This is a genomic window from Burkholderia sp. BCC1047, from assembly GCF_902833155.1.
GTDB classification, from domain to species: domain Bacteria; phylum Pseudomonadota; class Gammaproteobacteria; order Burkholderiales; family Burkholderiaceae; genus Burkholderia; species Burkholderia sola.
Genome location: NZ_CADFEH010000006.1, coordinates 143,735 through 157,818 on the forward strand (window position 1 = coordinate 143,735; position 14,084 = coordinate 157,818).

At 65.3% G+C, this 14,084-nt stretch carries 13 protein-coding genes and 4 tRNA genes; 6 read left to right on the forward strand and 11 right to left on the reverse strand.

Going from position 1 to position 14,084, the window contains the following annotated elements; translation table 11 throughout:
• Window positions 1-95 precede the first annotated feature (95 nt).
• The 3 genes from HWX55_RS09245 to HWX55_RS09255 all read left to right on the forward strand — a co-directional run bounded on the left by HWX55_RS09245 (window position 96) and on the right by HWX55_RS09255 (window position 2,278).
• Window positions 96-716, forward strand: a complete 621-nt coding sequence (locus HWX55_RS09245; RefSeq protein WP_175975405.1) for a helix-turn-helix domain-containing protein — start codon at window positions 96-98, stop codon at window positions 714-716.
• 48 nt (window positions 717-764) lie between these two features.
• A complete protein-coding gene (locus HWX55_RS09250) occupies window positions 765-1,313 on the forward strand; it encodes a GNAT family N-acetyltransferase (RefSeq protein WP_175975406.1) in 549 nt (182 codons plus the stop codon).
• 734 nt (window positions 1,314-2,047) lie between these two features.
• On the forward strand, window positions 2,048-2,278 hold the full coding sequence (locus HWX55_RS09255; RefSeq protein WP_175975407.1) for a hypothetical protein: 231 nt from the start codon (window positions 2,048-2,050) through the stop codon (window positions 2,276-2,278).
• Between the two features lie 516 nt (window positions 2,279-2,794).
• On the opposite strand, the gene HWX55_RS09260 is transcribed toward HWX55_RS09255, so the two are convergent.
• From HWX55_RS09260 to uvrC, 6 genes are all read right to left on the reverse strand, one after another.
• A tRNA-Cys gene (locus HWX55_RS09260) sits at window positions 2,795-2,868 on the reverse strand.
• A gap of 98 nt (window positions 2,869-2,966) precedes the next feature.
• Window positions 2,967-3,042 (reverse strand) — tRNA-Gly (locus HWX55_RS09265).
• 51 nt (window positions 3,043-3,093) lie between these two features.
• Window positions 3,094-3,169: transfer RNA gene (locus HWX55_RS09270), tRNA-Gly, on the reverse strand.
• A 53-nt stretch (window positions 3,170-3,222) separates the two neighbouring features.
• Window positions 3,223-3,298 (reverse strand) — tRNA-Gly (locus HWX55_RS09275).
• Between the two features lie 145 nt (window positions 3,299-3,443).
• Window positions 3,444-4,031, reverse strand: coding sequence for a CDP-diacylglycerol--glycerol-3-phosphate 3-phosphatidyltransferase (gene pgsA, locus HWX55_RS09280; protein WP_006482193.1), 588 nt, complete (start codon window positions 4,029-4,031; stop codon window positions 3,444-3,446).
• A gap of 90 nt (window positions 4,032-4,121) precedes the next feature.
• Entirely contained in the window at window positions 4,122-6,185 is a 2,064-nt protein-coding gene (uvrC, locus tag HWX55_RS09285) for an excinuclease ABC subunit UvrC (protein ID WP_175975408.1), read from the reverse strand.
• Between the two features lie 76 nt (window positions 6,186-6,261).
• On the opposite strand from uvrC, the gene earP reads away from it, so the two are divergent.
• The 3 genes from earP (at window position 6,262) to HWX55_RS09300 (ending at window position 9,803) form a co-directional block, all read left to right on the forward strand.
• Entirely contained in the window at window positions 6,262-7,455 is a 1,194-nt protein-coding gene (gene earP, locus HWX55_RS09290) for an elongation factor P maturation arginine rhamnosyltransferase EarP (RefSeq protein ID WP_175975409.1), read from the forward strand.
• Between the two features lie 137 nt (window positions 7,456-7,592).
• The gene (gene efp, locus HWX55_RS09295) at window positions 7,593-8,150 is read left to right on the forward strand and encodes an elongation factor P (protein ID WP_006476487.1); all 558 of its coding nucleotides are present in this window, start codon (window positions 7,593-7,595) and stop codon (window positions 8,148-8,150) included.
• A gap of 267 nt (window positions 8,151-8,417) precedes the next feature.
• Window positions 8,418-9,803 (forward strand): sigma-54 dependent transcriptional regulator, encoded by a 1,386-nt coding sequence (locus HWX55_RS09300; RefSeq protein ID WP_050011458.1) that lies wholly within the window; start codon window positions 8,418-8,420, stop codon window positions 9,801-9,803.
• Window positions 9,804-9,977: 174 nt separating this feature from the next.
• On the opposite strand, the gene nagZ is transcribed toward HWX55_RS09300, so the two are convergent.
• The 5 genes from nagZ to era form a co-directional block, all read right to left on the reverse strand.
• Window positions 9,978-11,006 carry a beta-N-acetylhexosaminidase gene (nagZ, locus tag HWX55_RS09305; protein ID WP_175975410.1) on the reverse strand — a complete coding sequence of 343 codons (1,029 nt, stop codon included), beginning with the start codon at window positions 11,004-11,006 and terminating at the stop codon, window positions 9,978-9,980.
• Window positions 11,007-11,022: 16 nt separating this feature from the next.
• Window positions 11,023-11,469: a holo-ACP synthase gene (gene acpS, locus HWX55_RS09310; RefSeq protein WP_175975411.1), complete on the reverse strand. Its 447-nt coding sequence runs from the start codon at window positions 11,467-11,469 to the stop codon at window positions 11,023-11,025.
• A gap of 81 nt (window positions 11,470-11,550) precedes the next feature.
• Window positions 11,551-12,327, reverse strand: coding sequence for a pyridoxine 5'-phosphate synthase (gene pdxJ / locus HWX55_RS09315; protein ID WP_050011462.1), 777 nt, complete (start codon window positions 12,325-12,327; stop codon window positions 11,551-11,553).
• Window positions 12,324-13,160 carry a DNA repair protein RecO gene (recO, locus tag HWX55_RS09320; RefSeq protein ID WP_006476492.1) on the reverse strand — a complete coding sequence of 279 codons (837 nt, stop codon included), beginning with the start codon at window positions 13,158-13,160 and terminating at the stop codon, window positions 12,324-12,326. Before recO ends, pdxJ begins: the two co-directional genes overlap by 4 nt.
• Window positions 13,147-14,046, reverse strand: coding sequence for a GTPase Era (era, locus tag HWX55_RS09325; protein ID WP_050011463.1), 900 nt, complete (start codon window positions 14,044-14,046; stop codon window positions 13,147-13,149). Before era ends, recO begins: the two co-directional genes overlap by 14 nt.
• Window positions 14,047-14,084: the final 38 nt, after the last annotated feature.

The window sequence follows — 14,084 nt, forward strand, 5'->3', positions numbered from 1 at the left end:
CGACCGGGCAAGCCGTTCGTCCGCCTCCCTTCCGCTCTGCCACGGGAAATGTGCCGTTGACATCAAATTCCAGTTTGCTGGAAAATCAATCCATCATGAAAGAATCAGCGATACCCGCTGCCGACGACACCGGCATCAACGAGCGGATTGCCCGGCGCGTGCGCGACCTGCGCACCGTCCGAGGCTACACACTCGACGCGCTGGCCGCGCGTTCCGGCGTCAGCCGTTCGATGATCTCGCTCATCGAACGCGCGTCGGCCAGCCCGACGGCCGTCGTGCTCGACAAGCTCGCGGCCGGCCTCGGCGTGTCGCTAGCCGGGCTGTTCGGCGGCGACCGGGACGACGCACCCGCCCAGCCGCTCGCACGGCGTGCGCAGCAGGCCGAATGGCGCGATCCGGCGTCCGGCTATGTGCGACGCAACCTGTCGCCGGCCGGCTGGCCGTCGCCGATCCAGCTCGTCGAGGTCGATTTCCCGCCCGGCGCGCGCGTCGCGTACGACAGCGGCGGGCGCGAAAGCGCGCTGCATCAGCAGGTGTGGATCATCAGCGGCCGCGTCGACGTCACGTTCGGCAATACGCTTCACGAACTTCGCGAAGGCGACTGCCTGGCCATGCGGCTCGACCAGCCGCTGATCTTCAGCAATCCGTCGCCGCATGCCGCGCGCTATATCGTCGCGATTTGCGATGCATCCGCCGCCGGCATGCGCGGCGCGTAATGCGCACGCCGTGTGTGCAACCGGTTTAGCCAAACAGGAAGGAACCGTATGAATTCCCCGACACAGCGCGACGACGTGCGCCTGATCGATTGCAGCGAGGCCGAACACGCGGCGGCCATTCTCGAGATCCTGAACGACGCGATCGTGAACTCGACCGCGCTGTACGACTACCGGCCGCGCCCGCCGGAAGCGATGGTCGCGTGGTTCGCGACGAAGCGCGCGGGCGGCTTTCCGGTCATCGGCGCCGTCGACGCGGCGGGCACGCTGCTCGGCTTCGCGAGCTGGGGTACGTTCCGCGCGTTTCCGGCGTTCAAGTACACGGTCGAGCACAGCGTCTACGTGCGCAACGATCAGCGCGGTCGCGGGCTCGGCGAACTGCTGCTGCGCGAAGTGGTGCGGCGTGCGCGCGAAGCGCAGGTCCACGTGCTGGTCGGCTGCATCGATGCGGCCAACGCCGGCAGCATCGCCCTGCATACGAAACTGGGGTTCAAGCACGCGGGCACGATCGCGGAGGCCGGATTCAAATTCGGCCGTTGGCTCGATGCGGCGTTCTATCAATTGAAGCTCGAGACGCCGGCGCAGCCGGTGGATGGGTGATTGCTCTCCCCGGTCGGCGCATCAGTTATTTGGGTACCCCGGGTTACCGCCTTATTTTGCGTGGAAATATAATCGACGCAAGATGCGACGATCAGCATTTACTGCAGCAACGATCTTTAAATGCGCAACGGGCGCCGGCCGCGCAAACACGCCGATGCAGATATCGTGACCGGCACCCGGATTCGAAGCCGAAACTACAACCCTCAGTGCTACAAAAATACCCTCTATTCCCAAGAGAGAAACGTTCAATTTAATTGGATATAAAAATCAGCAAATCGATACCTAGGGGTAAACGATAGAGAGTTTGCCATACGTTATTTAAGGAAATTTCCTAATATGATCTGACGGGGATGCGCAGATCCGATTATTGCTTGCCACATCAAAATCATTACGGCACCATTTTTAAAAATTAACTTGCTAAAAACACACAGCCCGATTCTCGGATGCCGTGTATTTTTCCTGCCAAAGAGTATCGGACCGTCAATCGCAGATTGCGGAGGCGTTTATGTAAAAAATCAAGCCATCCATGAACCGAGTGTAGCGAAACACAAATATGGCCAGCAAGTGGCCGTCGAAAACAGTGTGGTGGGCAGAATTATTGCTGCGCAACCGACGCGATCCGGGATTTTGCCCGAATACGGCAACTAAACGGCTACGCGCCCTTGTCATGCGAGAGATAGGCGCCGTTACGGCGTCTGCCTTGCTACTCAAAATTTCCGATCCGGACAATCGATATGCGAACCATTGCCAAGATTCTCTTTCCGACCTTGATCGCCTGCCTTGTGTTCAACGGAGAAGCCGGCGCCGCCGAAAAATCCTTTTGCTATTACCATCACAATTGCCCTGCCGACGGAAAGCTGCCGAAAGGTCAGTTACCCGAGCAATATACCAAGCGCCAGTGCACGAACGGTGGAGGCAAGAGCTGGGGCGAAGGCCCGAAGAGTTGCGAGAACGTGAACGATTGATGGGCTCCGGTATTGAGGAGCGACTTCAGACGTGATGGCACGAACTTCGACGATGCCGGCATTTTTCCGCAATCGCCCCTCAAGATCAGAGCGCCTGCCCGGACAACGCAACGCAATATCAGGAAGAATGGCGTAATTATTTAGCATCCCGACGACTGCTTTTATATTTGTGCCGCACCTTTATCTCGTGCTAAATGGTGCGTTCGCAGCCCCCTGCCGCTTCCCTCGTTGTGGCAGGGGTTTTTTAGTGTCTTCCGAGATTACGGTCGCACGGTCGGGTCATGCGCGACGACTGGCGTCACTACGTTCGTCCGGTAACGCCGACACCCGATGCGCCGAGGAACGGTGCCCGTTCCCGACATGCCTGAGCCAATGCTTCGCCTGCAGGCGTGGTACGCGTGCCGCTTGAGTGGTTCGAGGCGGCTTTGTACTGCCCCGAGTGATTGGCTTACGAGAATGAAAGCGCCGCAGAAAAAAGAAAAGCCCTGACGAATCAGGGCTTTATCTCGTTCTACCTGGAGGCGCGAGCCGGAGTCGAACCGGCCTAAACGGCTTTGCAGGCCGCTGCATAACCGCTTTGCTATCGCGCCAAAAGCGGACTGTCCGGATGCCGTGAGGCAAGCGACAGATTTTTATTCGAGGACCGGAAGTCCATCAAATAAAAAGGGAAGCGTGGCTTCCCCATTACTGGAGCGGGAGACGAGTCTCGAACTCGCGACCTCAACCTTGGCAAGGTTGCGCTCTACCAACTGAGCTACTCCCGCATTGTCCTGCACCTGCAGCGCTTCGCCGACCAACACGCTGCCAGAAAAATCTGGAGCGGGAGACGAGTCTCGAACTCGCGACCTCAACCTTGGCAAGGTTGCGCTCTACCAACTGAGCTACTCCCGCATGTGTCCTGCATCTGCAGCGCTTTGCCAACCAACACGCTGCCAGAAAAAATCTGGAGCGGGAGACGAGTCTCGAACTCGCGACCTCAACCTTGGCAAGGTTGCGCTCTACCAACTGAGCTACTCCCGCGTATTGCTGCGCTACTGCTTCCCCGTCACACACTTAATTCGTCGTGCAGCGGAGAAGCGAGATTATGTCGAAGGCACATTCGTGTGTCAAGGGCTTTTCCAGCCCTTTTTACAAAAACCGCCGCCGCCGCCACATGCGCCGCAGGTCACGCGCCGCCGCGCTCGCGAATCTGCGGCCATGCGAGCTTCATGTAGTACAGCATCGACCAGATGGTCAGCACCGCAGCCAGGTACATCAGCCACTCGCCCCACACGCGCGTATCGATCGTCACGATGCCGAGCGGCAGCGGCCCGTAGAACAGCAGCATCGGAATCGCGACCATCTGGCACGCGGTCTTGAATTTGCCGAGCTGGTTCACCGCGACGCTCTTCGACGCGCCGATCTGCGCCATCCATTCGCGCAGCGCCGAAATCGCGATCTCGCGACCGACGATCACGAGCGCGATCGCCGCGTCGACCCGCGAAATCTGCACGAGGATCAGCAGCGCGGCCGTGACCATCAGCTTGTCCGCCACCGGGTCGAGAAACGCGCCGAACGACGACGTCTGGTTCCACTTGCGCGCGAGGAAGCCGTCGAACCAGTCGGTCAGCGCGGCGAGGATGAAGATCGCCGCCGCCGCGAGATTGCGGTGCGCGCCGCCCATCACCGTGTCCGGCAGATAGAACACGCCGACGACGAGCGGAATCAGCACGATCCGTACCCACGTCAGGAAAATCGGGAAATTGAACGGCATGGCATGCGGGACAGTAAAGGATTCGCAATTGTGCCGTGTCGACCGGCCTGCCACAAGAACGCTGGCAACGCCGCCGGCCGCACGGCCGCGTCAGTGAAGCTGCTTGTAGATCTGCTCGGCGAGCGCGTGCGAAATGCCTTCGACGCTCGCCAGTTCCTCGACGCTCGCGGCCACCACGCCGCGCAGCCCGCCGAAGCGTGCGAGCAGCCGCTGCCGGCGCTTCGCGCCGACGCCTTCGAGCTCCTCGAGCCGCGACGTCTGGCGCGCCTTCGCCCGCTTCGCCCGCATGCCGGTGATCGCAAAGCGGTGCGCCTCGTCGCGGATCTGCGCGACGAGCATCAGCGCGGCGCTCTCCTTGCCGAGTTCGAGCGGCGCGCGGCCGTCCGCGAACACGAGCGTCTCGAGGCCGACCTTGCGCCCCTCGCCTTTCGCGACGCCGACCAGCATCGACGTGTCGAGGCCGAGTTCGGTGAACACCTGCCGCGCGATCTCGACCTGACCCTTGCCGCCGTCGATCAGCACGATGTTCGGCAGCAGGCTCGACGCCTCGGCTTCGCGCGTCGATTCGCCGTCGATGCCGGCCGCTTCGTCGGCGGCCGCCGCCTGCGCGGCCTGCTCGACCATCTTCTCGTAGCGGCGCGTGAGCACCTGCCGCATCGCCGCGTAATCGTCGCCCGGCGTGATGCCCGTGATGTTGTAGCGGCGGTATTCGCTCGACTGCATCTTGTGATGGTGATAGACGACGCACGACGCCTGCGTCGCCTCGCCCATCGTATGGCTGATGTCGAAGCATTCGATCCGTAGCGTCGCCAGATCGTCGCTGTCGTAGCTGAGCGTGTCCGCCAGCGCGCGCGTGCGCGCCTGTTGCGAGCCCTGCTCGGACAGCAGCCGCGCGAGTGCGAGCCGCGCGTTCTGCTCGGCCATCGACAGCCACGCGCGCCGCTGTCCCTGCGGCTGCCGCACCAGCGACACCTTGTAGCCGGCCTGCTCGGACAGCAGCTCCAGCAGGTCGCGGCTCGCCGGCGCATGGCTGACGACGAGCACGGGCGGCACGCGATTGCCGAGATAGTGCTGCGCGATGAACGCATCGAGCACCTCGGCCTCGACCGACGCTGCGGCCGCGGCCGCGCCGCGCGCACCGCCGGCCTCTTCCGCAGGCTGATCGGGCACCGCATCGATCGACGCATCGACCGTCGAGCCGACCGTCGCACCGACCGCATCCACCGGTTCGGCCTCTTCGCCGAGACCGCCCTCGGCGAGCGTCAGTGCGCTCTCGACATGCGTCGGGAAATACGCCTTGTCGCCGAGGTGCCGGCCGCCGCGCACCATCGCGAGGTTCACGCACACGCGGCCGCCCTGCGCGACGACGGCCAGGATGTCGACGTCGCTGTCGCTGCCGACCTCGATCGCCTGCTGGTGCAGCACCGTCGCGAGCGAGCTCATCTGGTTGCGCACGGCCGCCGCCTGCTCGAATTTCAGCTCGGCCGCGAACGCGTGCATCTTCTGCTCGAGTTCCTTCATCACTTCGGACTGCCGGCCGAGCAGGAACCGCGCGGCGTTCGACACGTCGACCGCGTAATCCTCGCCGGAGATCGCGCCGACGCACGGCGCCGTGCAACGCCCGATCTGATGCAGCAGGCACGGCCGCGTGCGGTTGTTGAAGACCGAGTCCTCGCAGGTGCGCAACTGGAACACGCGCTGCAGGATCTGGATGCTTTCGCGCACGGCCCATGCGCTCGGGAACGGCCCGAAGTACTGGTTCTGCTTGTCGACCGAGCCGCGGTAGTACGCCATCCGCGGAAAACGGTGCGCGGTGAGCTTCAGGTACGGATACGACTTGTCGTCGCGAAACAGGATGTTGTAACGCGGCGCGAGCGCCTTGATCAGGTTGTTCTCGAGCAGCAGCGCTTCGGCTTCCGAGCGCGTCACCGTCGTTTCGATGCGCGCGATCCGCGTGACCATCATCGCGATGCGCGGCGACAGTTGCGTCTTCGTGAAATAGCTCGACACGCGCTTTTTCAGGTCGCGCGCCTTGCCGACGTAGAGCACGGCGCCCGCCGTGTCGTAATAGCGATAGACGCCCGGCATGTGCGGCAACTGCGCAAGGATCTTCTTCGGTTCGAACGGAGTATCGGAGGCTTCTGGGGATGTCATGCGTGATCCGGGCGCCTTGTAACGCGGAACGGGTCTATTAGAATCGCCAGTTTAGAGCATTCACCCGCCCGCTTCGATGCCACACCCCGCCGCTGCCCCCCTCTCCGCCGTCCCGCTCGCGCCGGGCGAACCGATCGCCTGCGACCTCTTCTGCACGGTGATCGACAATTTCGGCGACATCGGCGTGTGCTGGCGCGTCGCGCGCCAGCTCGCGCACGAGCACGGCTGGCAGGTTCGGCTGTTCGTCGACGACCTGCACACGTTCGCGCGCCTGCAGCCGGACGTCGATCCCGATGCGGGGCGGCAGACGGTCGACGCGATCGTGATCGAGCACTGGCACGCGGAAGTCGGCGACGCGCTGGACATCGCCGATGTCGTGATCGAGGCGTTCGCGTGCGAGCTGCCCGGCCCGTATCTCGCGGCGATGGCGCGGCGCGCACGGCGCCCCGTATGGATCAACCTCGAATACCTGAGCGCCGAGGACTGGGTCGCCGATTTCCATTTGCGACCGTCGCCGCATCCGCGCTACCCGCTGCTGAAGACGTTCTTCTTCCCGGGCCTGTCGGCCGGTACCGGCGGCGTGCCGAAGGAGCGCGACCTCGACACCCGCCGCGCGGCCTTCGACGCCGATCCGTCAGCGCGCGCCGCGTGGTGGCAGCGCGCGACCGGCGGCCCGCCGCCGGCGCCCGGCACGACGGTCGTCAGCCTGTTCGCCTACGAGAACCCGGCCGTCGACGCACTGCTCGCGCAGTGGCGCGACGGTCCGTCGCCGGTCGTTGCGCTCGTGCCGGTCGGGCGGCTGTCGCCCGCCGTCGCGCGGTTTTTCGGGGTCGAAGCGTTCGAGGCGGGCGCCCACGTGCACAGCGGCAACCTGACCGCCCATGGCCTCGCGTTCGTGCCGCAGGCCGACTACGACCCGCTGCTGTGGGTCGCCGATCTCAATTTCGTGCGCGGCGAGGATTCGTTCGTTCGCGCCCAGTGGGCGCGCAAGCCGTTCGTGTGGCACATCTACCCGCAGGCCGACGACGTGCACCTGCCCAAGCTCGACGCCGCGCTCGCGCACCTGTCGGCCGGCCTCGCCGATGCGCCGCGCGCGGCGCTCGAGCGGTTCTGGCACGCGTGGAACGGCGTCGGCGCGCCCGACTGGCCCGATTTCTGGCAACACCGCGCCGCGCTGGACGCCAATGCACGCCGCTGGGCCGACGCGCTCGCGGCCGTCGGCGATCTCGCGGGAAAGCTGGCGGAATACGCAAAATCTCAGTTAAAATAAGCGGTTATCCGACGGCTGACCACGCAAGCGCTCGCGTTTGGGCACTTGGCGCCCACCGGAACGCCCCGCCGCTTGCGCCGTCAGCCGTTGCGCAACGCTCAGGCACCTATTTATTTGATTGGATCAGGACAGTTTTTATGAAGACCGCACAGGAACTCCGCGTAGGCAACGTCGTGCAGATCGGCAGCGAAGCATGGGTCATCGCAAAGGCGGAATACAACAAGTCGGGCCGTAACTCGGCCGTCGTCAAGATGAAGATGAAGAACCTGCTGTCGAACGCAGGTCAGGAATCGGTCTACAAGGCTGACGACAAGTTCGAGGTCGTCGTGCTCGACCGCAAGGAAGTGACGTACTCGTACTTCGCCGACCCGATGTACGTGTTCATGGACGCCGACTACAACCAGTACGAAGTCGAAGCCGAAATGATGGGCGAAGCGCTGAACTACCTCGAAGACGGCATGGCGTGCGAAGTCGTGTTCTACAACGAGAAGGCGATCTCGGTCGAACTGCCGACGGTCCTCGTTCGCGAAATCACCTACACGGAACCGGCCGTCAAGGGCGACACGTCGTCGGGCAAGGTGCTGAAGAACGCGAAGCTGGCGACCGGCTTCGAACTGCAAGTGCCGCTGTTCTGCAACACCGGCGACAAGATCGAAATCGATACGCGCACGAACGAATACCGCAGCCGCGCGTAATCGTCAGCAGCATCCGCATCGAACAAAGCGCCCTTCGGGGCGCTTTTTGTTTGTCCGGCGACAACAGCTGCCACAAATCCGCGCCAGAAGCAGCACAAAAGCCACCGGTAAAGATATTCAATTTGTATCATCGGTAACTGTTTTATAGCGCCAGAGAAATAATGCGCGTGACGCGTTCGGCGGGGCATAAAATCAGTCTTTAATCCGACATGCGGCTGCGGTCCGCTGGCCGACAGCCCGCCTCTCTTGACTCGACTCGCGTCCACCATGCCACACGCCCTGATTGTCGAAGACGATCCCAACAGCCTGTCAGGCCTCACCGCGCTGCTCGCCGCAGACGGCTTCTCGGTCGACACGGCCACGTCGCTCGCCGAAGCGCGCACGGCGCTCGGCCGCTCGATTCCCGACGTCGTGCTCGTCGACCTGAACCTGCCGGACGGCAGCGGCTTCGACCTGCTCCAGCACCTGCCGCAGCAACAGCCGAACGGCTCGCTGCCCGTGATCGTGCTGACCGGCAACGCGACGGTCGAGAGCGCCATCGAGGGCCTGCGTCACGGCATCTGGGACTACCTGCTCAAGCCGATCAACATCCCGCGCCTGCGCAGCCTGCTCGCGCGGATTCCCCGCCCGTACGAACTGATCGACGAAGTGCAGTCGCTGCGTGCGTCGCTGCGCCATCTCGGCCGCTTCGGCGCGCTCGTCGGCCGCAGCGACGCGATGCAGCACGTGTACGACATGATCGAGCACAACGCCCGCACCGAAACGGCCGTGCTGTTCTCGGGCGAAGCCGGCACCGGCAAGAAGCTGGCCGCGCGCACGCTGCACGAACTGAGCCGGCGCCGCAAGGGGCCGTTCGTCTCGTTCGACTGCCGGATGCTCGCGCAGGCCGGCCGGCATGGCGCGTCGCTCGACAGCGTGCTGTTCGGCCATGAACGCGGCGCGTTCGACGGCGCCGAGCGCCGCGAATCGGGCCTGTTCGAGCAGGCCGGCGGCGGCACGCTGTTCCTCGACGAAATCACCGCATTGCCGCTCGTGCTCCAGGAAGCGCTGCTGCACGCGCTCGATTCGCAGAACTTCATGCGAATCGGCGGCACGAGTTCGATCACCAGCGATTTCCGGCTGATCGCGGCCACGCGCCGCCCGGCTCGCGAAGCGGTGGCGAACGGCACGCTGCGCGAGGATCTGTGGCTACGCCTCGACGCGGCGTCGATCACGATGCCGCCGCTGCGCGAGCGCGACGGCGATGCGCTCGCGATCGCGGACGCGCAGATCGACGAACTGAACCGCGAAGCACGCGCGACCGGCCGCAGCACGACCGACAAGCGCGCGGCGCCGGGCTTCGTGCGCGATTGTTTGTCCTACGAATGGCCGGGCAACGTGCGCGAACTGCAGGAACGCGTACGATTCGCGTACGACGCATCGGGCGACTTCATCGAGACGCTGCGTGCCGGCGAGGCCAGCTTCTCCGCCGGCGCCGCGCTGAACGGCAGCAGCGTGCAGATCAAGGTCGGCACGCCGCTGTCGGACGTCGAGGATCTGCTGATCCGCGCGACGCTCGACGCGGTCGGCGGAACGCGCCACCGTGCGGCGACCCTGCTCGGCATCAGTCCGAAGACGCTGTACAACAAGTTGCAGCGGATGAAGGTGAACTGAGCGAGCGGCCCCGATTACGGGTGCTGGTCGGGTTGGACCGTTAGTTGCGTTCAAGCTCGTTCCGGCGACCGCACGATCGGGCTGTCGCAGCCCGTAAAAAAGCCGCGCAACTGCGCGGCTTTTCGTTTGGAGCGACCGAATCGGAACGGCGCGCTGCGCGCCATCCCTGTCCGCTTACGCCAGCGCGCTCTTCAGCAGTGCCTGCGCCTGCAGATACTCGGGCTGCGCGATCAGCTTGTCCCATTTGAGCGCCTTGCCGCGCGCGCGCATCCGCTTGATGCGCCGCACCGACTCGGCCGAAGCCCGCGCCTTCAATCCGTTCAGCACGACTTCGGCCGCGTCCGGCTGGTTACACACGAGCACCATGTCGCAACCGGCGGCGAGCGCGGCGTCGGCCGCCTGCGTGAGCGTGCCGCCTTCGCGGGCAGCCTCCATCGACAGGTCGTCGCTGAAAATCGCGCCCGTGAAGCCGAGCTTGCCGCGCAGAATGTCCTGCAGCCACACGCGCGAGAATCCGGCCGGCCGCTTGTCGACCTGCGTGTAGATCACGTGCGCGGGAATCACCGCGGCAAGCGACAACCCGAGCCAGTCGTACGGCGCGACGTCCTGCTCGATGATCGCGTCGAGCGCGCGGTCGTCGGTCGGCAGCGCGACGTGCGAATCGGCCTCCGCGAAGCCGTGCCCCGGAAAATGCTTGCCGCAGTTCGCCATGCCGGCGAGCGACAGCCCGTGGTTCAGGCTCTTCGCGAGCAGCGTGACGACGCGCGGGTCGCGATGGAACGCACGATCGCCGATCACCTTCGAGTGCCCGTAGTCGAGGTCGAGCACGGGCGTGAAGCTCATGTCGATCCCGCACGCGCGCAATTCGGCGGCCAGGATGTAGCCGACGGCGGTCGCGACCTTCGTCGCGAGCAGCACGTCGCGATCCCACAGTTCGCCGAGGCGGCGCATCGCGGGCAGCACCGTGAAGCCGTCGGTGCGGAACCGCTGCACGCGCCCGCCCTCGTGATCGACGGCGATCAGGATGTCTTCGCGCACCGCGCGGATGGAGTCGGTCAGCGCGGTCAGTTGCGCACGATTCTGGAAGTGCCGCGCGAACAGGATCACGCCGCCGGTATTCGGATGCGCGAGGCGCCGCGCATCGTCGCGCGACAGGGTCGTGCCGACGACGTCGAGCATGACCGGGCCGGGAGTCGTTTTCATCAGATCGGGAATTCCGTCAGGAGGAGGTTCGGGAAACAGGTGCAGGTGCACGCGCGGCGTCGGTTTCAGCATCCGTCTCGGCGACCACGAACGACACCGCGTAGTCGCGTTCGTCGCTGACCGTCACGCGCGCCGTGATGCCGCGCGCGGCCAGCCAGTCGGCCAGCTCGCCCGACGCGACCACGTACGGCTCGCCGCTCGGGTGGTTGAGCGTCTGCAGCGCGCGCCACGTCATCGGCCAGTGCATGCCGAGCCCGATCGCCTTCGAGAACGCTTCCTTCGCGGAGAAGCGCGTCGCGAGAAACGCGATGCCGCGCGCCTCGGAGCGTGCGCGCCGCGCGTGGAACACGCGCAGTTCGTCGGGGCCGAGCACCTTCTCGGCAAACCGGCCGCCCGTGCGTTCGAGCACGGCCGCGACGCGGCTCACCTGCGCGATGTCGGTACCGATGCCGTAGATCGCCATGTCAGCCTCCGCCGGAGTGGCCCGGCGAGGCCGGGTCAGGCGCGTCGCACACGGCATGCGGGGCGCGGCAGCCTCGCATCGTCACCGCGCGCCGCCGTGCAGCGCGGCGACGCGTGCGGCGACCATGATCGCCTTCATCTCGCGCACCGCGTTGTCCCAGCCCGCGAAGATCGCGTGCGCAACGATCGCGTGGCCGATGTTGAGCTCGACGATGCCGTCGATCGCGGCGATCTGCTGCACGTTCGTGTAGTGCAGCCCGTGGCCCGCATTGACCTTCAGGCCAAGCCGCGCGCCGGCCTGCACGCCCGCGACGATACGCTCGTATTCGCGCTGCTGCTCCGCTTCGTCGTGCGCTTCGGCGTAGCGGCCCGTATGCAGCTCGATCACCGGCGCGCCTGCTTCGTGCGCGGCGCGGATCTGCGTGTCGTCCGGGTCGATGAACAGCGACACGCGCACGCCCACGTCGGCGAGCTGCTTGCACGCCGCGCGCACGGCCTCGAAGTGGCCGGCCACGTCGAGACCGCCTTCGGTCGTCAGTTCCGCGCGCTTCTCCGGCACGAGGCACGCGTCGTGCGGACGCACTTCGCACGCGATGTCGAGCATCTCGGCCGTCACCGCGCATTCGAGATTCATGCGCGTCTTCAGCAGCGGGCGCAGTTCGCGCACGTCGGCGTCGACGATGTGACGGCGGTCCTCGCGCAAATGCAGCGTGATCGCATCCGCACCGGCCTCTTCGGCGGCGAGCGCCGCGCGGATCGGATCCGGATAGCGCGTGCCGCGCGCATTGCGCAGCGTCGCGACGTGGTCGATGTTCACGCCAAGGTCGATGGCGGTGGGCGTGGTCAGGAAGAAGCTCATAGGTTTTGCAGGTCGATCAGGATCTGACGCGTGGCGAGCGGCGTGCCGCCGAGATAGGTGTTCAGCAGGAAGCGCATCAGCGTCTTGCTCTGCGCGACCGTCTGGGCTCGATGGTAATCGTCCTGCTCCATGTCGAGCAACGTCTGCCCGGTGATGACCGGCCAGTGCGACGGCACGTCGTCGTCCGCATTGCGCACGCCGCGCTCCGGATCAAACACGTAGCGGCGCTCGGGTTCGACCGCGCGACGCGCGACCGTGCGGTTCAGCGCCATCGCATAGCCGGTCTCGCGCAGCAGCACGCGCTCGAACGAGCGCAGCACCTGCACCGCGGGCTCGCCGTGCGCGAGGCGCGTGAGCGTCAGCACGTAATGATTAAACAGCGGCGGCTGCGGATCCTCGCGCGCGCAGAATTTCACGAGCAACTCGTTCGCGTAGAAACCGCACAACAGCCCGTCGCCGCCGAGCGGCAGCATCCCGCCGACCCACTCGGCGCCCGTCAGCGTGCGCACCTCGGATTTGCCGGACCACGACAGCAGCAGCGGCTGGAAGGTCTGCAATACGCCGCGCAACGCGGAGTGCGGGCGCTTCGCGCCCTTCGCGACGAGCGCGAGCCGGCCGTGGTCGCGCGTCAGCACGTCGACGATCAGGCTCGTTTCCCGATACGGATAGCTGTGCAGCACGAACGCCGGCTGCTCGGCGACGCGGAAATCGGACGTGCGAGACGTCGCGCGCCGCGCCTTGCGCGGCGGTTCGGGCGGTGCCGGCAGCGGCGCGTCGTTCGCGCCGGCCGTCACCGCGTCTTCGGTCGACGTCAGCGCGTCATTCGTACCCATAGGCACGCAGCCCCGCCTCGTTGTCGGCCCAGCCGCTCTTCACCTTCACGAAGGTCTCGAGGTACACGGGGCCGTCGAACAGCTTCTCCATGTCCATCCGCGCCTCGGTGCTGATCTGCTTGAGCTTCTCGCCCTTCTTGCCGATCACCATCGCCTTGTGCGAATCGCGCTCGACGAGGATCGTCGCGAAGATGCGCTTCAGGCGCCCCTCCTCCTCGAACTTGTCGATCAGCACGGTGCTCGTGTACGGCAGCTCGTCGCCGGTCCAGCGGAATACCTTCTCGCGCAGGATTTCGGCCGCGAGAAAGCGCGAGCTGCGGTCGGTCAGCTCGTCCTCGCCGTAGATCGGCTCGCCTTCCGGCAGGTACGGCTTGATCGTGTCCAGCAGGCGCTTGATGTCTTCCGGCTTCTGCGCGGACAGCGGCACGAGCTCGGTGAATTCGCGCAACCCGCTCACCTTCTGCATGAACGGGAACAGCGTGGCCTTGTCGTTCACGCGGTCGATCTTGTTCGCGATCAGCAGCGTCGGCATGCCGGGCGGGATCAGGTCGAGCACCTTCTGGTCGTCGGGCCCGAAGCGGCCGGCCTCGATCACGAACAGGATCACGTCGACCGACGTCAGCGTCGACGTGACCGCGCGGTTCAGCGAACGGTTCAGCGCGGTGCTGTGACGGGTCTGGAAGCCGGGCGTGTCGACGAACACGAATTGCGCGTCGTCGAACGTGTTGATGCCGGTGATGCGGTGGCGGGTCGTCTGCGCCTTGCGCGACGTGATGCTGATCTTCTGGCCGACGAGTGCGTTCATCAACGTCGACTTGCCGACGTTCGGGCGGCCCACGATCGCGATCATGCCGCAACGGAAACCGGTAGGAGCGGGAGTGTTCATATCGTTTGGGAGACAGGTTCGGAAGCGGCCGCGCGGCG